This window comes from Paenibacillus sp. FSL P4-0127, assembly GCF_038007325.1.
Taxonomy (GTDB): Bacteria; Bacillota; Bacilli; order Paenibacillales; family Paenibacillaceae; genus Fontibacillus; species Fontibacillus macerans.
In genome coordinates this window covers 1,158,875-1,178,984 of sequence record NZ_JBBOWY010000001.1, presented here as the reverse complement: position 1 = coordinate 1,178,984, position 20,110 = coordinate 1,158,875, and the positions used below count along the sequence as shown (strand labels likewise).

General features: G+C 54.9%; 16 protein-coding genes. 6 read left to right on the top strand and 10 right to left on the bottom strand.

Features of this window, described 5'->3' with window-relative positions; genetic code table 11:
- Positions 1-57: 57 nt before the first annotated feature.
- Positions 58-1,053, bottom strand: a complete 996-nt coding sequence (locus NYE74_RS05260; protein ID WP_124332360.1) for a hypothetical protein — start codon at positions 1,051-1,053, stop codon at positions 58-60.
- A gap of 239 nt (positions 1,054-1,292) precedes the next feature.
- Positions 1,293-2,354, bottom strand: coding sequence for an LLM class flavin-dependent oxidoreductase (locus NYE74_RS05255; RefSeq protein WP_341004607.1), 1,062 nt, complete (start codon positions 2,352-2,354; stop codon positions 1,293-1,295).
- Positions 2,355-3,050: 696 nt separating this feature from the next.
- Between NYE74_RS05255 and NYE74_RS05250 the strand changes: the two genes are divergently transcribed.
- A complete protein-coding gene (locus tag NYE74_RS05250) occupies positions 3,051-4,079 on the top strand; it encodes a CdaR family transcriptional regulator (protein WP_036618831.1) in 1,029 nt (342 codons plus the stop codon).
- 175 nt (positions 4,080-4,254) lie between these two features.
- On the opposite strand, the gene NYE74_RS05245 is transcribed toward NYE74_RS05250, so the two are convergent.
- From NYE74_RS05245 to NYE74_RS05235, 3 genes are all read right to left on the bottom strand, one after another.
- A complete protein-coding gene (locus NYE74_RS05245) occupies positions 4,255-5,397 on the bottom strand; it encodes a glycerate kinase family protein (RefSeq protein WP_316560335.1) in 1,143 nt (380 codons plus the stop codon).
- Positions 5,398-5,464: 67 nt separating this feature from the next.
- A complete protein-coding gene (locus NYE74_RS05240; protein WP_316560336.1) occupies positions 5,465-6,760 on the bottom strand; it encodes a GntP family permease in 1,296 nt (431 codons plus the stop codon).
- Positions 6,761-7,892: 1,132 nt separating this feature from the next.
- On the bottom strand, positions 7,893-8,909 hold the full coding sequence (locus tag NYE74_RS05235; protein ID WP_124332358.1) for an SDR family oxidoreductase: 1,017 nt from the start codon (positions 8,907-8,909) through the stop codon (positions 7,893-7,895).
- A gap of 278 nt (positions 8,910-9,187) precedes the next feature.
- Here NYE74_RS05235 and NYE74_RS05230 point away from each other — a divergent pair, with 278 nt between their 5' ends.
- Together NYE74_RS05230 and NYE74_RS05225 are read left to right on the top strand one after the other, a co-directional pair.
- Positions 9,188-10,510, top strand: coding sequence for an MATE family efflux transporter (locus NYE74_RS05230; protein ID WP_082207999.1), 1,323 nt, complete (start codon positions 9,188-9,190; stop codon positions 10,508-10,510).
- Positions 10,511-10,621: 111 nt separating this feature from the next.
- Positions 10,622-11,656 (top strand): phosphatidylglycerol lysyltransferase domain-containing protein, encoded by a 1,035-nt coding sequence (locus NYE74_RS05225; RefSeq protein WP_051985191.1) that lies wholly within the window; start codon positions 10,622-10,624, stop codon positions 11,654-11,656.
- 50 nt (positions 11,657-11,706) lie between these two features.
- On the opposite strand, the gene NYE74_RS05220 is transcribed toward NYE74_RS05225, so the two are convergent.
- The 3 genes from NYE74_RS05220 to NYE74_RS05210 are packed head-to-tail and all read right to left on the bottom strand — an operon-like array spanning position 11,707 to position 15,342.
- Positions 11,707-13,887: a carbohydrate-binding domain-containing protein gene (locus tag NYE74_RS05220; protein ID WP_316560337.1), complete on the bottom strand. Its 2,181-nt coding sequence runs from the start codon at positions 13,885-13,887 to the stop codon at positions 11,707-11,709.
- 32 nt (positions 13,888-13,919) lie between these two features.
- Positions 13,920-14,606: a DUF4956 domain-containing protein gene (locus tag NYE74_RS05215; protein ID WP_316560338.1), complete on the bottom strand. Its 687-nt coding sequence runs from the start codon at positions 14,604-14,606 to the stop codon at positions 13,920-13,922.
- Entirely contained in the window at positions 14,599-15,342 is a 744-nt protein-coding gene (locus tag NYE74_RS05210) for a polyphosphate polymerase domain-containing protein (protein ID WP_316560339.1), read from the bottom strand. Before NYE74_RS05210 ends, NYE74_RS05215 begins: the two co-directional genes overlap by 8 nt.
- Positions 15,343-15,520: 178 nt before the next feature.
- Between NYE74_RS05210 and NYE74_RS05205 the strand changes: the two genes are divergently transcribed.
- The 3 genes from NYE74_RS05205 (at position 15,521) to NYE74_RS05195 (ending at position 18,148) form a co-directional block, all read left to right on the top strand.
- Positions 15,521-16,198: a response regulator transcription factor gene (locus NYE74_RS05205; protein WP_316560340.1), complete on the top strand. Its 678-nt coding sequence runs from the start codon at positions 15,521-15,523 to the stop codon at positions 16,196-16,198.
- The gene (locus NYE74_RS05200; protein WP_316560341.1) at positions 16,198-17,703 is read left to right on the top strand and encodes a sensor histidine kinase; all 1,506 of its coding nucleotides are present in this window, start codon (positions 16,198-16,200) and stop codon (positions 17,701-17,703) included. The genes NYE74_RS05205 and NYE74_RS05200 overlap by 1 nt, the downstream gene beginning before the upstream one ends.
- A 319-nt stretch (positions 17,704-18,022) precedes the next feature.
- Entirely contained in the window at positions 18,023-18,148 is a 126-nt protein-coding gene (locus tag NYE74_RS05195; protein ID WP_316560342.1) for a hypothetical protein, read from the top strand.
- A gap of 278 nt (positions 18,149-18,426) precedes the next feature.
- Here the strand turns inward: NYE74_RS05195 and NYE74_RS05190 are convergent, their stop codons facing one another.
- Together NYE74_RS05190 and NYE74_RS05185 are read right to left on the bottom strand one after the other, a co-directional pair.
- Positions 18,427-18,966 (bottom strand): NADPH-dependent FMN reductase, encoded by a 540-nt coding sequence (locus NYE74_RS05190; protein ID WP_316560343.1) that lies wholly within the window; start codon positions 18,964-18,966, stop codon positions 18,427-18,429.
- 199 nt (positions 18,967-19,165) lie between these two features.
- Entirely contained in the window at positions 19,166-20,038 is an 873-nt protein-coding gene (locus tag NYE74_RS05185; protein ID WP_316560344.1) for a M15 family metallopeptidase, read from the bottom strand.
- Positions 20,039-20,110: the final 72 nt, after the last annotated feature.

Sequence of the window (20,110 nt, the reverse complement as noted above, 5' to 3'; positions counted from 1 at the left end):
ATTCAACAAAATAAGCCCCTAACCAGGAAGTAATGCATTGAAGACCGAAGCCATCATTTAAAAATCAAGCTGTCGGCCTTTTCCCTTATCTTGATAGTCCGATATCTCTTTGGCTTCAGGAGATAGTCCCGGTTCCTTGATCGAGGGCTCGAAATCGGGCAAATCCAGATGACGGATTACCGGCCGCGGCGCTCCGTTCGAAAAGCTGGTGTGGGCGGGAGCGGGTCGATTAGCCTTCACAAGGACAACCTCCTTGGCCTTAGTTCCCGCTTCCATATTGACCCGGTCCAAGGAATTCAGCAGGGCATAAATGAACTGCTCCGGGGAGTCCTGGGCGCTTTCCCCCAAGAGAGTTAAGCGAATGCTTGTTTCGTTTGCCATTCTAAATGTTAAGATCATGCCTTGACCGTATCTTCCATCGGCCATAATGAAGAGGCCCGCAATCTCTTTCAAACGCAATTCATACCGCTCCCCCTCTTCCGGGGTGACCATGCGGATCAAAATCAGATGATCCGGCGTGAGCACGACGATTTTGGCCCCCTCGTGAACGTCACTCCAAGATGTAAAGTCTTTGTACAAGCCAACTACCGATTCTTCGGAAGCAATGATTCCCAACTCCTCAAGTTCGAACAGACTGGCGTCATCCACGGGCGTATGCAGCTTAATTCGCCGCTTGATTACAAACTGTATATAAACGATACCGCCCAGGGCGGTGAAAGTCGCGTACCACGTACCAAGATCGAACAGCCAAAAAACGATGAGGAGCAAGAAGAAAACCAACTGGCTTACTGATAGATAAGTTATTTTGTTCTGAGGAGACAACCGATAATACCAAAAGCCCTTCCTGGGAACATAAGGACGAATGTCTCCTTTAAGCAGTTTGCTGTACATTATCATAGCCGGCACCACAACAATAATAAGAGCTCCGAGTAACATCCCAAGAAGAACTTCTCCCATTACAAGAAGAAAAATTGTTAGAATCGCACATAATACAGACCCGGTCCATAGGAGGATATATCTGGACTTTAATTTCTTTATCGCCTCTTTATCCATAGCCCCGCCAGTCCTTAACCAATTTTGAGAGCACCCGATCATCAACGTGCAAGCCGCAACACCTTCAAATCCCGGCCCTTCACCGAATCGGGTACCGGTCAAAAAAAGCTTTTCCTTTCCGTTATTTCTCTATTATCCAACAATTTCCCTGCTTCCGAAGAACTATTTCGTGTATAAAAAAGCGCGAGCATAGAGGACAAGGACACCTCCCCCTATTACTCGCGCTTTTTGGCTTTAACTTACTCCACTTCCTCACCTTCCGCTTCCCAGCGGGCGATTTCCTCGCGGACGCGAGGCGCCACCTCGGTGCCGAGCAGCTCGATCGATCTCATGACGTCCTCGTGAGGCATCGTGCCGAGCGGACAATGCAGCATAAACCGGGTGATGCCGACGTTTTTGCGCAGGTGGATGATTTTGGCCGCGACCGTCTCCGGATCGCCGACGTACAGTGCGCCTTCCAGGCTGCGGGCCGCATCGTAGGTGGCGCGGCTGTAGTAGCCCCAGCCCCGCTCCCGGCCGATGATGTTCATGCTGGCCTGGGTCGGCGGGAAAAACTTCTCGACCGCCTCGTCCAGCTTATCCCCGACAAACCCGTGCGAATGCGAAGCCACCGTCAGCTTGGAAACGTCGTGTCCGGCCTCGGCCGCCGCACGCTTATACAGCTTCACCAGCGGCGCAAACTGGACGGGACGGCCGCCGATGATCGCCAGCACCAGCGGCAATCCAAGCACCCCGGCCCGGACGACGGACTCGGTATTGCCGCCGCTGCCGATCCATACGGGGAGCGGATTCTGTACCGGACGAGGGTAGACGCCCAGGTTTTGAATCGCCGGGCGGTGTTTACCCTGCCAGGTTACCTTTTCCGACTCCCGCAGCTTGAGCAGCAGGTCCAACTTCTCATCAAACAGTTCGTCGTAATCGTTCAAATCATATCCGAACAGCGGAAAGGACTCGATAAAAGAACCGCGCCCCGCCATAATCTCCGCACGTCCGTTGGGGATGCCGTCGAGCGTGGCGAAATCCTGAAACACCCGGACCGGATCGTCCGACGACAATACGGTCACCGCGCTGGTGAGGCGAATCCGTTTCGTTTGCGGCGCAGCCGCCGCCAATACAAGGGTGGGCGAAGACGCTGCATAATCCTTCCGATGATGCTCACCGACGCCAAAAACGTCAAGCCCCACCCGGTCGGCCAGAATAATCTCCTCCACGACCTCGCGCAGCCGCTGCGCATGACTGATGACTTCGCCGGTAACAACGTCCGGCGTGGTTTCCACAAACGTGCTGATTCCTATTTCCATGATCGGTCCCCCGCTTCAATATATTAACTATACTTTTGTATTCTACTATACTTTTCTCATTAAGGCAAAAAGAAAAGCGCTTGATTATAAACTGTACGCTTCTGCATACCTATATTCGAAATTTGCCATTAGATACATTTTCTTGCCACAAATATTCTAACGGTTGCCATTAGCACTATTTGTCTTAAAAACGTTGATTTCAAATTGTAACGGTTGCCACGGCGCTTATTTCACTGAAATCCGGTTATTTGGATTAGATTCAGGAAAATAACGACGCTTACAACCGTTACAATTTAGAAAGGGGCCTTTTTCATAAGATAGCAGCCGCTACAACCGTTAGATCTCCGGGTAGCTTTTACGGGAAATCTTAAGCAGAAGTGGATGCAACGCTAATGGTATTTCCTGGTTATTCCCTATCTTAACGGACACAACTGACCTTATTTTGCTCTAAACGAGGCAATTTTTACGAATCTGCAGGAAATTACACCTCCTGTGACCGCTGCAATTTAGGACCCGCTTTTTCGGGCGAACAGAGTTTTTAGCGTCCTTTTCGGACTAACCCGATTTCTAGAGTACCGGATTTAGTACCGGATTTACGTCTTTTATCATTTCATGCAAATGCACAAATGATGTATACTTCTTTGCCGAAGGATAGAATGGTTGTAGGCAGATTTTTTTCCGAAGGAGGACCCCGAGTTGTTCCAGCTTTCCGAGAAGCAGGCCCAGGAAATCGTAGATAAAATGATGATGGACATTCCCTATAACATCAATATTATGAACGACCGGGGGATCATCGTCGGCAGCGGCAAAAAAGAAAGGGTGGGCACCGTCCACCAAGGCGCCGTCAAAGCGTTGGCCACAGGACGAATGGTGGAGGTATGGGAGGACAAACGTTTTGAGAAAAAAGGCACCAACGAACCGATCGTCATCGACGGCCGGCGCGTCGGCGTCATTGGCATCAGCGGCAATCCGGACGAGGTCCGGCCTTTTTGCAATATCGTAAGGACGACCGTAGCGCTGCTGATCGAGCAGAAAACCGCCTTGGAAAATCTGGCGCATGAAGCCACCCGCAAAAAAGCGTTTTTGGAAACGCTGCTTGCCGCGCAAGGGCCTTACACCCAGAAGCTGAAAAAGGAAGCCGCCGCCTACAAGCTGGACCTGCTGTTAAAAACCGCGGCGCTCTATCTAAAAAATCTCCAATGGGACGAAGAGACGTCCAGGCTGCTGCGGCCATATCCCTCTTTTCTCCTGGAGGAGGACGCCTGCCTCATCCTCGTGCAGCATGAAGCGGACACAGAGCCGCTGATTCGCCAGCTGCTGAAAAAACAACCCGAGGTATTGATCTCCGTTGGCCAGTTTGCGAGCAGCATCGCGGAAAGCCAGCGGCAGGCGAAGTCAGCTATGGGCGTACTGCTGGCATTAAAGCTGCCGGTGCGGACGGTCTATTATGAGCAGGCTCCGTTTCTGGTGAAGCTGAGCCAAGTGAAACTGTCCGACGACCTGCATGCCGTCGGCAAGCTAGAGGATTCCGCAGAATTGCTGGAGACGCTGCGCAGCTTCATCAACAACAACTGCAGCGTTTCCCTGACGGCGGCCGAACTAAATATCCACCGCAACACGCTCCAGTACCGGCTGAAACGGATCGAAACCGTGACCGGCAAAGATCCGCGGAACGTGCTGCAATTGTTTGAGCTTATTCACGGCTTGCTGTCGCTGTACAGCTAAAGGGCAAGGAAAAAAGAAAGGGCGCATACGACGCAACCTTTCTCCCTCGGCTTTCCATGTCGTACAAGGGCGGACTCCATTCGCCCGCCCACGTCGGCTCTCGCAAAGCTTCAGCACTCAGGATACTTGCTCAGCCTTAGCACTCTGGACTACTCGCTCAGCTTAGCACTCTGGATCACTCGCTCATCCTCAGCACTCTGGCGATGTTTTCGCAGGTGCGCTCCACGTTTTGCGGCCCTTCGGCCAGCAGCTTCTCCAATTCGCCCGCGCCCGGGACAATGCCAAACACCGCGTCGATCCCCTCCTCGTACAGCGCTTCGATCCCTTCGCCGATGTAACCAGCGACGGCGATGACTTTTTTACCCGCTTCTTTGGCCGCTTTGGCTACCCCGTAAGGAGTTTTGCCGAATTTCGTCTGGAAGTCGATGCCGCCTTCGCCGGTAAACACCACATCCGCCTCCGCCACCTTCTGTTTCAAGCCGGTGTATTCGATAACGATTTCGATGCCCTTCCGCAGCACGGCCTGCGTAAAAATCAGCAGCCCCGCTCCCAGCCCGCCGGCCGCCCCGGCGCCGGGAATATCGCGCACATCCTTGCCGAGCTGCCGTTTCGCAATGTCCGCGTAATGGGCCAGGCCGGCGTCGAGCTGCCGCACCATCTCCGGCGTGGCGCCCTTCTGCGGTCCAAACACATGGGACGCGCCATGCTCGCCGCACAGCGGATTCGTCACGTCGCAGGCGACGATCAGATTCACCTGCCGCAGCCTAGGATCAAGCGCGGAAATATCGATCCGCTCCAGCCGCTTTAGCGCTCCGCCGCCGCGGGGCAGATCCCGGCCTTCCGCATCCAGGAACCGGGCGCCCAGCGCCTCGGCCATGCCCGCCCCGCCGTCATTGGTGGCGCTGCCGCCGATGCCGATGATAATCCGCTTGATGCCTTTATCAAGGCATTCGCGGATCAGTTCGCCGGTGCCGTAAGTGGTTGTGATCAGCGGATTTTTCGTCTCCTTGCTCACATGGTGAATTCCGCTGGCCGAGGCCATTTCGATCGCGGCGGTCTCTCCGTCGCCCAGAATGCCGTACCGCGCCGTCACCGGCTCCCCGAGCGGCCCGGTTACCACCTTCGTATAGATCCGCCCTCCGGAAGCGTCCACCAGGGACTGCACCGTACCTTCGCCGCCGTCCGCCATCGGAACGTGGATATAGTCGGCATGCGGGTAAACTTTGCGCAGCCCTTTTTCCATCGCAGCGCACACTTCCTTGGCCGTCATGCTCTCTTTGAACGAGTCCGGCGCCAGCACAAATGTTTTCGCTTTCATTTTCTCACCCCGTCTATGATTGTAAAAGCAAACTTCCGCTATTCTCGTATTGTGTTAAAATTTGACTTTAGAACAAAAATCCGTAAATCAATGTCGCCGCAATGGCCATCGTTCCGCCGACAATGGCTTCGTAAGGAATGAGGCCCATCCGCTGCTTGATCGTCATTTTCATCGCTCCCGCCGTGACGTGGAAATAGTTGCCCTGCGGCAGAGAATCGATCACGGTGGCCCCGGTATGGACCATCACCGCCGCCGCCAGCGGAGCCGTGCCCATATTGAGGATGGCTTGTCCGAACGAACCGGTCGCCAAAATGACGCCCGTCGATGTGGATGCGGTGGCCGCGGCCATCAGGATACCGGAAATCGGCGCCAGGAAAGTGCCCGAAATGCCCGAAGCTTCAATCAGAGCCACCACCTGCGTCGACAGATCCGAAGCGGAGATCAGCCCGGCGATGCCGCACGAGCCGATCAGGATCAACACGGTTGCCGTCATTTTATTCAAGCCGGAGGCGGTGTACTCCAAAATCTTCTTGCCCTGGCCCATGGCCAGCATCCCGATGATCCCGGCAATCGGCAAAATGTACATGGCGTCCACTTTAAACTTCGCCAGCGCCTCGATGCCCGACAGCGAGCCGATCGGATTGATCATCAGCAGGACGACGGCGACCAGCGGCGCTACGATCGCTTTACCCAGGGGCGGATATTTCGACATGTCCACCGCCTCATCTACTGCTTCGGCATCAGCTACTTTGGCTCCTTTATTTTTCAGCAGCGTAGCGACGATAACCGTGACGATCAGGCCGCAAACCGCCGGAATCAGGCCGGCCAGCATGACTTGGCTTAAGTCCAGGTTGAAGCCGCGCGCGGCGGCAATCGCATTCGGGTTCGGGGAAATGATGTTCCCCGCTTTCCCGCCGCCGGACAACGCCAGCAGCAGCGAAATCTTGGAAATGCCCATCTTGTTCCCGACCGACAAAGCGATCGGCGCTACGATCAACACGGCAACGGGAATAAATACGCCCACCGCGGTAATGATCATGGTCGCCAGCGCCAGCGCCAGAATCGCTTTGCCTCCACCGAACTTTCTGACGATCGCCTGGGCGATCGTTTCGGCCGCCCCCGACTCCATCATCACCCCGGCCAGCACGCCGGCCGCAAGCACCCGGATGACCGTCCCCATCACGCTTTGCGTCCCGCTGACCAGCACGCCAACGGTCTCTTCCAGGTTGGCTCCGCCAATTAAAGCGCCTACAATCGCGCCCAAAAACAACGCATAAACCGGATTCAACTTTCTTAATATCAGAATGATGGCTATAGCGAGCCCCGCCAAAGCGCCAATCCAACTGATCGTTAATCCTTCCATCTGTCTTCCTCCCATGCATTTGTTGAACACGCTTTCAGTATAATCGGCCCCCGCCGGAAAAAATATTGATAAAGGGACGAAATGTATTGTGCAAATGCACTATGAACTGCCGCGCGTTTATCCTTCAAAAGAGGCTTTCATGAACAGTAGCGTCGGGTACCTCGCCCCTTTCCAACTGTAGTCTACATCCCGTGGACGTTGCTCTAACGGACACCAGCGACCCTATCCACCCATTTCCCGGGTATTTCCCAGCCTAACGGACACAGACGGCCCTATTTCGCTCTAAACCCGTTCATCCACGCCGATTTGAGGTAAATAAGATCATCTGTGTCCGTTACGTTTTGCAAACCTCCGTTTTTCCTCAAAATAACGGCGCTGGTGTCCCTTAGCCCCATGATCATTGCGGTAAGGTAACTTGCCTCTTCTCGTGACCCTTTGCTGGTTCCGCGGACTCCCTTCAGGGGCTTGGCGAAAAATAGCGGTAATTTAGGGCGTTATTTCGAGAATTTCTAGTTCCTGTTCTGGAATAGAGGAATTTTATGTCGCTATTTTTCCCAGAAGCTTGGATTTGCAGCAAATAACACCACTCTGCCCGAATATAGCGACACTTTTTTCCTCTATTTTTCAATTTCCTCGCGAGTAGAGAAAATAGCGGAATTATTTTCCGTTATTTTCTGAAGGGGAGCATGAAGGCGAGCATTACTGAATAGTAGCGTTTCTATTCTAACGGTTGCCACAGCCGCTATTTGCTCCAATAACGCCGATTTCAAATTCTAACGGTTGCCATGGCGCTTATTTCACTAAAACCCGGCTATTTTTGCTCAGATTAGAGCAAATAACGTCGCTCACAACCGTTAAAATTTAGAAAGGGGCTTTTTTCACAAAATAGCGGCTGGTACATCCGTTAGAATTCCGGCGTGACGCCGGTCCCCGCCTGCAAAGCGGACCAAAGATTTTGTGTAAGCGTTAATGCAACGCAAGTGCCTTAGCCCCAGATTCCTCTTCTCCCCCCCCCTTTCTACCTGCGCATCGCCCCCTACCCTATCCGAAATTTTATAAAATAAGGTCAAAAAAGGACGCCAAGCTGGCGTCCCGGGGCCTGAAAATCAGGCGCTTTCATGTTTTGAACGTACTATTCGGCTACTGCTTTCGCGGCCGTCTCGAGCGCTCCGATCACTTTATCGCACCAGGCGTCGAACTCCGGATCCTCCGTCTGATACTCGGGATGCGCCAAAATGTATTCCACCGTCCGTTTGATGCCCTGATCGGCCCGTGTTGTGGCTGTGAAACCGGGCACCAGTCTTTTCAGCTTGGCGTTGTCGAACACGACGGTGTTGGCCTTGTCGCCGAGCAGCCCGCCCCGCAAATCATAAGGACCGCCGGCCGCCAGAAATTCGGAAGCGACATGCACCGCGCGCAGCTTGACGCCAAGGGCATCGGCGATAATTTCATAAATTTGATTCCAGGTGACGCTTTCGTCCGAGGTAATGTGCACCGACTCGCCGATGGCGTGGATATTGCCCATCAGCCCGATAAAACCTTTGGCGAAATCGCTGTTGTGGGTCAGCGTCCACAGCGACGTGCCGTCCCCGTGAATGATCACCGGCTTGTTCTCCAGCATGCGTTTGGCCACCTGCCACGAGCCTTTGCTACCGTGCACCCCCAGCGGAATGGACCGCTCGCCATAAGTATGGCTTGGCCTGACGATCGTCACCGGAAAGCCCTGCTCCCGGTACTGCTTCATCAAATACTCCTCGCAGGCGATTTTGTTCCTGGAGTAAGCCCAATAAGGGTTCGATAGCGGCGTTCCCTCCGTAATGCGGTAATCCGACAGCGGGGTCTGGTATGCGGACGCCGAACTGATAAATATATATTGTTTCGTCTTCCCGTTGAACAAGCGGTAATCCCGTTCCGCCTGCGACGGTTCAAAAGCGATGAAATCGGCCACCACGTCAAAGGTTTGGTCCGCCAGCAGCCCCCTGACTTCGTCCTCATGATTGATATCCGCTTGAATGACTTTTACGCCGGCCGGCAAATCCCCGTTCCGGGTTCCCCGGTTCAAAAGGTAAAGCTCGCAGCCCTGTTCCGCCAGCTGCCTCGTAATCGCCGAACTGATCGTCCCCGTTCCCCCGATAAACAGCGCTTTCAAAAAAATCCCTCCCCTATGGCTTTGCCTTGCTTTTTTTATGGTATCATTTAAAAGTATCGGTTGAAAGCGGGCAAATTTCGGTGATCCATCCGACTTCATTGACAGATAGCGCCGGTGATGTTATCTTCAACCCTATCGCTAATCTTGCGATTCGTTCAAGCTCTTCGTCCGAAGAGTTTTTTCCATTACATGAAAAGAATGTGATTCCTTTGAAACAGGTTCTGGCCCGTCTGCAAAAAGAGGGCGGCTTACTCGACAAATATTTATCCGGCGAATCGATGGATTACCGGCAGGTGATCGCCTTGTTTTTGCCGATTTTGGTGGATCAGGCCTTTATCGTCGGCCTTAATCTGGTGAATACCGCGATGATCAGCTCCTCGGGCGTCGCCGCGGTCAGCGCCGTCAACATGGTCGACTCACTGAACGTGTTCCTGATCAATGTTTTTGTCGCCGTGGCCACCGGGGGAACAGTGGTCGTAGCCCAATACAAAGGCAGCGGCAATGACCGCATGGTCTCCCGGGCCGCGGCGGGCACGGTCACCTCGGTATCCCTGATGGCCCTGGCCATCGGCCTGCTCCTGATTGGGCTGCACAACCCCGTCATGAGCCTGCTGTTCGGCTCCGCCTCCCCGGATGTGCTAGACAGCGCCCGGGTCTATCTGATCGGCAGCAGCATTTCCTACATGGGCTTGGCGCTTGTACAGGCGGTGTGCGCGGGACTGCGGGGAATCGGGAAGACCCGGGCCTCGCTGGCCCTCTCCCTCATCATGAATTTGCTGTACGTGCTGCTGAATGTGGTGTTCATCAGCGTGTTTCACATGGGCGTGGTCGGAATGACCCTTTCCGTGAACATCGCCCGGTATGCGGGCGCTATTTGCGCGTTGTTTTATTTGTTCAAAATGGAGGAGACGCTGCGGCTGCACCTGCGCGACCTGTTCAAGCTGCCGTTGTCGATGCTGCGCAAAATCATGTTCATCGGGCTCCCGTTCGCCGCGGAGCAGATGTTTTTTAACGGCGGGAAGCTGCTCACCCAGGTGTTCATCGTCAGCCTGGGCACCTACGCGATCGCGACCAACGCCATCGGCGGTTCGCTGGCCATGGTGTTCCAAATCCCCGCGAGCGCTTTGTCGCTGACGATCGTCACCGTCGTCGGGCAATGCATCGGGAGCGGAAATATTGCCGACGCCCGGAAGTTCATCAAATCGTTCCTTTGGCTCGGCTCCGCTTCCCTGGCCGTGGTCGGACTTCTGCTGATGCCGTTCTTCCGGCCGCTCGTCGGCTTGTTCGATCCTCCCGCCGAAATCGTCGGCGATATATTTGCGGTCCTGCTGATCAGCACCATCGCCCAGGTTCCGCTGTGGGCGGTCAGCTTCATCCTCCCTTCCGCGCTGCGGGCGGCGGGAGACTCGCGGTTCACTTCGCTGACCTCGATGCTGACGATGTGGCTGTTCCGGGTCGTGTTGGGATACATTCTCGGCATTACGCTGGGCTTCGGCATTACCGGCGTCTGGCTGGCGATGTGCTCCGAATGGGGCGTGCGCGGCGCGGTTTTCCTGTGGCGGTTCCGCGGGAAGAAGTGGTATGCCCATAAAGTGATTTAAAGCGCGGCAAGTCCCTCTAAAAATGCCTGCGGAAAATGCCGATGATTAATCTGTTCGACGCAAATTGGCGTCCTTCATCACATAGAAATTACCAGTTTAGGAGAGGTGCCTTTGATCGACGCCACGCAAGAGCGCCGCTTGCAGCGCCTGCTGCAAAGCTGCGGACACAACTCGCATACGCACTTATACTACCTTGGCGATAAAAAATGGTTTTGGGATTCCGAGCACGAAGCTTGCATCGTCTACCGCAGCCTGGGGAACCGCAGAATCGCGTTGGGCGATCCCCTGGGCAAACCGGAGGCGATTCCGCGGGTGATCGGCCAGTTTATGAACCACTGCCGCGAGCACGGGTACATCCCGGCTTTTTATCAGGCCAAGTCCTCCTTTTTGCAGCTATACAAGCAGTACGGGCTCCAGTATGCCAAAATCGGGGAGGAGGCCCAGGTCGATCTGGCGAAGTTCCATTTGCACGGAAAAGCGTGGCTGAAGCTGCGCGGCCGGATCAATAAATTGAAACGGGCCGGCTTCACATTTGCGGTGCTGCACCCGCCTTTTGAGGACCGGTTCCTGGACCGGCTGCACAAGATTTCCGGGGAATGGCTCGGTGAGCGGAAAGAGAAAAGCTTCTCCGTGGGTTCGTTCTCCCGGGAGTATGTCAACCGGTTCCCCGTCGCTGTCTTGATCGGCCCGGATGGAGAATACGAAGCTTTTGCTACGCTTGGCGGCGATCCGCCCCCGTCCTTGCCGGATTCGCGGGATGCGGCCGTACCCCGTCAGATCACCGTGGACCTGATGCGGTATACGAAGGCCTGTCCGCATGGCGCCATGGATGTGCTGTTTGCCTCCCTGTTTTTGTGGGCGCAAGAGCATCGATACGATTTTTGCAGTCTGGGCATGGCTCCTTTGGCCAACGTAAACGACCTTCTTTTTGCCAAATGGGTTTATAAATACGGGAACAAGTTCTATAACTTCAAGGGGTTGTACGATTACAAGAACAAGTTTGCCCCCGCATGGAAGGATGTGTACTTGGTCTATCCTCCATCGGGCCTCCCGGTTACGCTCACCGTACTCATGCTGATGATCCATACTGCTCCCGGGAACAGGAAGCCGGCAAAAGACAAGATGCTTTCCAACTTCGTTTCTTAAATCGGGCTCCAATATGAAAGCAAGCCGGCGCATACGCGCCGGCTTCACTTTTACGGGGCATCCGTCGTATTCGATTCTTCGCCGGACTGCCGGTTGGCGGGCGGACCGCCTTGCGGTCTCGTGCCTCCCCGGCCGCCGCCTCCGCCGCCCGGGCCGCGGCCCATCGTATTGCCGTCGGTGACGCCGGACTCGTTCAACCACGTCGTTACGCTGTCCGTGATTTCGAACGAAACCACCTTCGCGCCGCCGGTGTATTCGCCGTCCGCATACAGGCCGTCCGCCGCGGTTCCGGTCGAGCTGCCGCCGCTGTACAGCGTGTAGGAACCGGCTTTCAGGTCCGGCGAGCTGATGACGACGTTCCGGTAATCTTTTGCCGGCGCAAAGGTCAGAATGTTGTTCCCCGCGCTGTCCTCCAAATGAACCAGCGTTCCGGCCGCCTGCGTCTCGGTAAAGTTCATGGCCACCGAGTACTGGCTGGAGGCGCCGGACGGAGCCTGGGCCATGCCCGCGCTGCCCGCGCCTACCAGGATGCCGCCGGTGATCGTGAAGCTGCCGTCATAATCCAAGGTCCCGTTGCCGTCCGAAGTCGGGCCGTTTACGATCACGGTCCCCCCGCTCATTTCGATCGAGCCGTTCGAATCGAGCCCGTCGCCCGCCGCGTCCACCGCCAGGTACCCGCCGCTGATCTTAAGCATACGGGTTCCGGTATCGCTAGATTGATCTTGTCCCCCCGGGCCGCTGCCGCTCGCTGCAGACTCGTCGTTGCCGCCAGCCACGTTCACCCCGTCATCGGAAGCGGCGACATGTGTCTCCCCGCCGGAAATCGTAATCATCGCCCCTTCGATGCCTTCATAGCTCTTGGCGATATCCAGGGTGCCGCCGGCGATTTCCACCGTCAGATCCGCATGGATTCCGTCGTCCCCGGTTTGGAGGGAAAAATTCCCGCCTTTGATGCCAACGTTGCCGTTGCTGTGAATGGCGTCGTCCGCGGAATCCATCGTAAATTTGCCGTCATGGATGATGATATTGCCCGCAGCTTTCAGCCCCTTGGCGCTTTGCGACTCCGCCTCTTCCGCGGTGACGGTCCCGTTGCCATTGTCGGTTGTACCGGACGCCTGTTCCGTAACGGCGGTACCGTCCGCACCACTCGCTCCGGTTGAGCTCTCCGTTTGCACGCTCGCTCCCGTACCGGCCGTGTCCCCGGTTTTGCCGGCGTCTTGCGGAACATTCGCCGTTCCCGGCCAGCCGCCCCCTCCCGGAGCACCCTCGCCCCAAGGGCCGCCACGTCCGTTATCGGCCGCGTGATCTTTTCCGTTCGCGCTGCCGCCGCCCGTTACAAGGTCAAAGGTACCGCCGTCCGCCACCAGCGAGGTTTCCGCCTGAATGCCGTCGCTTCCGGCCCGGATGTGGAACGTGCCGCCGGCGATAGCGACAAATCCTTTCGATTCGTCGGTGTCATTGTTTGATTTGATACCGTCCCCCGCAGCGGTTATCGTAATATTCCCGTCTTGCACGGCCACCATATCTTTCCCGCGGATGCCGTCGCCGGCCGCGTTAACCACCAAAGTGCCGCTCATGATCTTCAGATCGTCCTTGCTGTTGATCCCGTGCTTGTAATTAGCATTTACCGTCAGCCGGCCTTCCCCGTTAATCGTCAGGTCCGCCTTGCTGAATACCGCCGCGTTCGGCTCGTCGTCCGAGGCATCCGGGAAGACGTAAGTTTCCCCGTCGGAAACGGTGTTTTCCGTGCCCGCGGCCAGCGTGACGATCGCTTTGCCCGCTTCTTTCACATAAATCGGCGCGCTGTCGCTGTCATGGATATCGACGCCGTTCAGCACCAGATGAACATCGCCATCATCCTGCGAATCGACCACAACCTGCCCTTCGCTAAGCTTGCCGCTCAAAACATAGGTGCCTGCGGCCGTGATCGTCACCGTTCCGCCGTTCGCCTCGGCCCCGACGCCGTCGACCGCAGCGCTCGCGCCATTCAGCGTAATCGCCGTGGCGCTGTCCGCGCTCCAATCCACCGTATTGTCGGTATCGTCAAACGTAACCAGGTCCGTTAACCGAATGTCCTCCACGGAGGCGGCAACTGCAGCGGCAGCCGCCGTCTGCTGCGTTCCGGACGCCGCTCCTCCGTTCTCCGTAGCCGAAGCCGAACCGCAGGCCGAAAGCATGGCAGCGCAGAGCAGCACAATTCCCAATTTGTTGATTGCCGTAAAATTCTTCATTTTCCCATCGTTCCTTTCGCTTTTCATTTTTGTCATGCATATTCGTTTGCCGCCGGGCTCAACGTCAGCGAGATGTCCAGATTGCCGTTCCGGACGCGGATGTCGTCCAGAAATTCCTTCTGGTTGGCCGGATGGTCGAGCGTAATCGCATAAACCAGTTCATACAAGCTGCCCAGCTCGGTTGTTCTGATCTTTTTCAGCTCGTAGCCGACGTTGTATTTCTTGAACACCTCGTCGAAGGCTTCCTCGTACCCCAGGTTTTCCGGGATCGTTACCTTGAGCGTTTTCTGCAGCGTTTTTCTCGCCCCGAAGTTCATCCGGTTCAGCACAACCATCAAGAGACACAAAATGAGAGTGAACAAAACGGCGTATCCGAAGGAGCCGACGCCGCAGGCCAGTCCCGCCGCCATCGTGAACAGTACGTACGAAATATCCTTCGGGTCGCCGGGCGCGCTGCGGAAGCGGATGATCGAGAAGGCTCCGGCCAGGCTGAACGCCCGGGCGACATTGCTGCCGATCAGCATAATGATGATCGCCACGATCGAGGGCAGCAGCACCATCGTTAACGTGAAGTTTTGCGAATACCCTTTCGGGTTTGTTTTCATATAAGTGACGCTGATGATTGCGCCCAACGCGATGGAAATCAATATGGTGATGACAGCGCCCGTAAAACTGAGCTCCGTATTCGTTAAACTGACATTGAAAAGCGTATCAAGCATAAAGGACACCCTCCCTTTCCGCGTCTTTCCTTTTGATCGTTTTTTTGTATTCGTTGCCGTATTTGGAAAAGCCGGTCCGGTACATCCCGTGCTCCGAAAGCATTCTCGACAGCCACACCGGCACCGTCTTCTCCGCCTTCACTTCCATCAGCCACAGCCCGCTTTCCACCAAAGGCTCGCCGTAATCGCCCTGTTCAAGCCCCACATCATACCGCCGGCTGCGAATGTTCGTATCGAAGGTGATCCGCAAATCCCGGTTGTTTTTGCAAAAGAGCGCTTTGCGGTCGTAAGCGAGGTACACCTTCGGCTCCAGGTCGTAACGCTGCAGGAAGTATGTAATTTCGTGCAGGACCTGTTTGTTCATGTAATCCCTGTACTCCGGCTCGATTCCCGTGCGGACGAACTCGTAAGCTTCGCTTAAGCGGAGCGCGGTCCGTCTTTTGTTGACCAGCCCGAATACCTTTTTCTTGATTTCGAGATACACCTTCGCCTCCGGCTTCGGCACCCCGTAAGCTCTAAGCCGCAGCTTCTCTTTATATTTAGGTTTCGCCAGACTGTTTCGGATCAGCGTATCATGTTTGGTATCGAAATAAAGATTGCTGATGGAGTAAAACTCGTGCTGCTTGTTGTATTCGTCCGGCTCCATATATTCGAGAAGCTCCTCATAAAAATTGCGGTAGGCCTCCGTATCCAGTAAATATTTGTTTTCGTAACGGTTGAACACCTCGATCGCCATAACCTCAAATCCTTTCTGCCATCATACTTTCGGCGGCTGTCCCGCCGGCCATGTCTGTATCTTAAACGCCGAACCTTTAATGAATCTTAAATGGAGCGCTTAAGGTTGGTTAAAGGTAATCCTGATATAATAGCGGAAGCAAAACGCAAAGCGACTTTTAGGAAGAGGATGACGAGCGATGAGAATATTGATCGTAGAGGACGAGGTGCATCTGGCGGAAGCCTTGACCCAAATCTTAAAAAAACATAACTATTCGGTGGATGCCGTGCATGACGGCAGATCCGGTTACGATTACGCGCTGAGCGGGATATACGATCTGCTGCTGCTCGACGTGATGATGCCGGAAATGGACGGCTTTACGTTATTAAAAAAGCTGCGTAACGAAGAGGTGTCCACGCCGGTGATTCTGCTGACCGCCAAAGGGGAAATTAACGATAAGGTGACGGGGCTCGATTACGGGGCCGACGATTATATCGCCAAGCCTTTTTCCACCGAGGAGCTGATGGCCCGCATCCGCGCCGCCCTAAGGCGCAAAGGCGAGGTCATCCCGGAGGAGGCGCTGAAATTCGGGGATATTGAACTGAATACGTCGAACCTGAAGCTCGCCGCCTTGGGCAAGGAGATCAAGCTGAACCTGAAGGAAAGCGAGCTGCTGGAGCTGCTGATTTCGCGGAAACAGGCGGTCACATCCAAAGAGCAAATCATCGAAAAGCTGTGGGGATTCGACTCCGAGGTGGAGCATAACAATGTGGAGGTGTATATTTCCTTTTTGCGCAAAAAACTGACCTTCCTGAATTCATCCGTGCGCATTAACACCATTCGCGGATTAGGGTACGTATTAGAGGTGAACATCTGATGTTCAAAAAGCTCAGGAACCGGTTTCTGATCGTCAATCTGTCCACGATCTCGGTAATGATGCTCGTGGCGTTCGCCGCCATTTACATCATCACCTATCGGGACGTGCAAAGCGACATCACGATGGCCTTGCACAAAATCTCCCAATCCTACGAAAAACCGCCCGGACAATCCGGCCCGCCACGCGGCGGGGGCACGGCTTCCAAGCAGCCGCAGACGGATGCCGGGCAGCAGCAGGAAGGGGCGCCGCGCGGCGGGGTCGGTGGCCAGGATGGTCGGCCCGCCGCTGCCGGCGCGGACGGTTCCGCGGGGAGCGCCGGGACTGCGGTGTCGGGACGCCGCGCCGATGAGCCTGCCGATAACGCGCCCGCCGATAACGTGACCGCCGATAACGTGCCCGCCGATAATGTGCCCGGCGATAACGTGACCACCGATGACTCGCCATCCGGTGGCCCGCCCCCGGACGGCCGGTTCGAACCGCCGCCGGAGCGTTCGGTCTCCTTTATGCTGCTGGCCGATGCGGATTGGGGGCTGATCTCCGCGACGTCCAAGTTCGATATGGACGATGAATTTTACACCAGCGCTTTGGAGAAAGCCGCTACCCGGCATAAAGAGACCGGACAGTTCAACCTCGACGGGAGCCGCTGGATTTATTCCGTCCGCCCCGAGAACGGCGGGTATATGCTGGTTTTCCTGGACGTGACCGCGCAGCAGGAAATTCTCGTCAACCTCATTTACACGTTTGCCGTGGTGGGGGCGGTGATGCTGATCGCGTTGTTTTTCGCCAGCCGTTATTTTGCCAACCGGTCGATTGCCCCGGTCAGGGAGGCGTTCGAGAAGCAGAAGCAGTTTATCGCCGACGCGTCGCATGAGCTTAAAACCCCGCTCGCCATCATTAACACCAACGCCGATGTGCTGCTCAGCGGCGGAGCCAATACGGCGGAAAACCAGGCGAAATGGCTGCATTACATCAAGTCGGAAACCGAGCGGATGGCGAAGCTGACTAGCGACCTGCTATATTTGACGCAAATGGACGATACCCGGACGGAAGTGATTTATTCCAAGTTCAATCTGAGCGAGGCGGTTGAGACGATTATTTTGACGATGGAGGCGGTCATTTTCGAAAAAGATCTGTCGCTCGATTACGAGATTGAGCCGAATTTGACGGCACACGGCAACAGCGAACAAATCAAGCAGGTGGTCATGATCCTGCTCGACAACGCCGTGAAATACGCGGGGCCGCAGGGTTCGATCCGCGTTTCGCTGCACAAGCAGCACAGCGACGCCGTGCTGGAGGTGTCCAATACGGGCGAAGGCATCGCCCCCGAGCACCTGGCTCGCATCTTTGACCGGTTTTACCGGACCGACGCTTCGCGGTCGCGCAAACAGGGCGGTTACGGCCTGGGCCTGGCGATCGCGCGGTCGATCGTCGAACAGCATCGCGGACGGATATACGCCAAAAGCACCCCAGGTGAATTGACCACGTTTTACGTGCATTTGTCCTAAAAGGCGCGCTCGGCTTTTGCACCGTAGCCGTTTGGAGTCGTGTCACAAATCGACGCCAGGTGAGGGGGCCGTCTAAAGGGGTCACGTCTTGGTGCCCCCTTCATGCTGCCTGCCTTTGCACGATTATCCCCTTCGTTAAGGAGCAGGGAGCAGGGGGCTGGGCTAGAGCAAGGATTCAAAAAAGAAAAAAACAAAAAAGATGGGGGAACAATGAGGCGGGTTCAAGTGAGATTTTCAGCTTGATACAGGAACGTACGTTTGTTATAATGAAATAAACGGAACTTACGTTCGTATATTCTTCATTCGGGGGCGAGCGAATATGGAAGTCAATCTGGGAACGGAACTTCAGCCATTCAGCAGCCGTTTTAACAGCGAGCAGGACTGCATGGAGGCGTTGATCGCGATGCCTCCTCTAAACCTGATTCCTTCTCCTAAGCCCGTCTAAATTATCTCGAACCTATCTGCTTCTTCACCAAATATTTTCCGAGCTTGTCTTTCTCTTTAGCTACCTGATCAAACGGGATAATCGTGCAAAGTCTCCGGAAAGCGAGTGTTGATCTGCCGCCCCTCCCCCCCCACTTCCCTATCCTCAAGCCTTCAACGCAGGGACTCAAGCTGATTTTTGCTCTGTGAAAGTCGAGTTATAAATAATCTTAAAAAAAGAGGTCGCCCCAAGTAGCTTAAGTCTACTTTTGGGGCGGCCCTTTTCGTTCGTTTATGCCATTAACGCAGCGTCTTCAAAGCGCCGCTCCAAGCGAGCACTTGGTCCAGCATGCCGTTCAGGTTGGTCAGGTGCAGATCAGCCGGTTTAAATACGCTGTAGTTTTCGAAATCGGTGAACAGCGACAGCGTAACATGTACGCGAACGTCGGCCACGGACAATTCGCCAAGGATGCCGCGCAGGTGTTCAGCCGCGCGGGCGCCGCCGACCGAGCCGTAGCTCACGATGCCGGCCGCTTTGTTGTTCCAGGCTTCGCGTGCGTAGTCGAGCGCGTTTTTCAGCGCGCCGGTGATGCTGTGGTTGTACTCCTGCACGATAAACACGAAGCCGTCCAAGGAGTTCAGTTTTTCATTCCACTTCGCCGCTTGCTCGGAAGCGTCGGCTTCACCCAGAAGCGGCAGCTTATAATCGGCGATATCGACGATTTCATAGTTCGCGTCTCCGCGCGCGTCGGCGATTTTTTTCACCCATTCTCCCACTTGCGGGCTGACGCGGCCATCGCGGGTACTTCCCAAAATAATCCCAATGTTCAATTTTGACACGTTTGTCTCCTCCTTATTCGTTGTTCTTCCAAATATTCTGTCCAACAGACCCATGAGTTTACACCGCCATGTATATTGCTTGCATCCCTAAAATATTATCTTTATATTGAGATGCTTGATTCTGAAACAATCATAAACCCAGGCGGTTCCATTTGTCAAGCTGCTTACAAAAAGTTTGTTAAAAATATATTCGTCCGCTCTATTCCTCATGCACAGTTACAATCACACCGTCCACATTATTTCCGGAAAGCTCATAACTTCCTTCGACCGGAACGCGGATTGTACCGCCATCGGTGACGGGAAAATAAAATACGTGGTAGGTCTGGCCGTTGACGTCGGCCTTAACGGCTTGTTTCACTTTCAGGTAGTTGAGATACTCTTCCAGAACCATGTCGTTTCTCTGCATAATGGCGCTGTGGGGCAGGCCTACATAACGGAAATGCCAGGGCTCGTATTGAATGCCGGTCACCGCGGTTTTGTTCTCCGGATAACGCAGTACAAACCCGTATTTCCATGCGTTCTCTTTTAACCATTTGCCTTCCGGCGCAACGTTCATCTCCGCTTCTGACGAGCCGATATCTAGCGACAAACCCAGGTTATGCTCGCTATATCCCGCCGGCATCGCATATTCCGCTCCCATTTGACGATACAGCTCATCCTGCCGCCGCTCGTCCCGATACCCGCTGGTGATCAGGAAATGATTCACTCCGTCCTCGCCTGCGGCGGCGGCCATCTCGATAAATTTTCCAGCCAATCTTTCCGACAGCCGAACCGTGTTATCCATCACGCCAAAACCTTGGAGTAATTCATCATGTTGAACCAGACTGAGTGCTTCCTCCTCCGGACCTTGATCCGGAACCGGATGGTCTTGATTGACCAGCAGCAGATCGCCCCGATAAACCTGCTCCCCCGTGATTTTTATCGTGAATCCCCGGTCCGCCGGGGCTTGGGGGTTATCGTCGGTAAGCGTAATTTTATCCAACGGAATCGCGGATAAATCGCTGACTTTAAATTTAACGAAAGCGTAGCCCAGCAGCAGCAGGACCAGCACACAAAACGCCCATTTCTTCATGGCTCGTATTCCTCCTAACCTTTCATTCCTTAAGAATAGTCAAAATTTTTTAAGAAGAAATGGGTATAAAAA

What these genes read in the sequence shown, in the direction of transcription:
- NYE74_RS05260 (WP_124332360.1), bottom strand. Translation starts at nt 1,053, where the DNA reads ATGGATAAAGAGGCGATAAAGAAATTAAAGTCCAGATATATCCTCCTA.
- NYE74_RS05255 (WP_341004607.1), bottom strand. Translation starts at nt 2,354, where the DNA reads ATGGAAATAGGAATCAGCACGTTTGTGGAAACCACGCCGGACGTTGTT.
- NYE74_RS05245 (WP_316560335.1), bottom strand. Translation starts at nt 5,397, where the DNA reads ATGAAAGCGAAAACATTTGTGCTGGCGCCGGACTCGTTCAAAGAGAGC.
- NYE74_RS05240 (WP_316560336.1), bottom strand. Translation starts at nt 6,760, where the DNA reads ATGGAAGGATTAACGATCAGTTGGATTGGCGCTTTGGCGGGGCTCGCT.
- NYE74_RS05230 (WP_082207999.1), top strand. Translation starts at nt 9,188, where the DNA reads ATGGATTACCGGCAGGTGATCGCCTTGTTTTTGCCGATTTTGGTGGAT.
- NYE74_RS05220 (WP_316560337.1), bottom strand. Translation starts at nt 13,887, where the DNA reads ATGAAGAATTTTACGGCAATCAACAAATTGGGAATTGTGCTGCTCTGC.
- NYE74_RS05215 (WP_316560338.1), bottom strand. Translation starts at nt 14,606, where the DNA reads ATGCTTGATACGCTTTTCAATGTCAGTTTAACGAATACGGAGCTCAGT.
- NYE74_RS05210 (WP_316560339.1), bottom strand. Translation starts at nt 15,342, where the DNA reads ATGGCGATCGAGGTGTTCAACCGTTACGAAAACAAATATTTACTGGAT.
- NYE74_RS05205 (WP_316560340.1), top strand. Translation starts at nt 15,521, where the DNA reads ATGAGAATATTGATCGTAGAGGACGAGGTGCATCTGGCGGAAGCCTTG.
- NYE74_RS05200 (WP_316560341.1), top strand. Translation starts at nt 16,198, where the DNA reads ATGTTCAAAAAGCTCAGGAACCGGTTTCTGATCGTCAATCTGTCCACG.
- NYE74_RS05195 (WP_316560342.1), top strand. Translation starts at nt 18,023, where the DNA reads ATGGAAGTCAATCTGGGAACGGAACTTCAGCCATTCAGCAGCCGTTTT.
- NYE74_RS05185 (WP_316560344.1), bottom strand. Translation starts at nt 20,038, where the DNA reads ATGAAGAAATGGGCGTTTTGTGTGCTGGTCCTGCTGCTGCTGGGCTAC.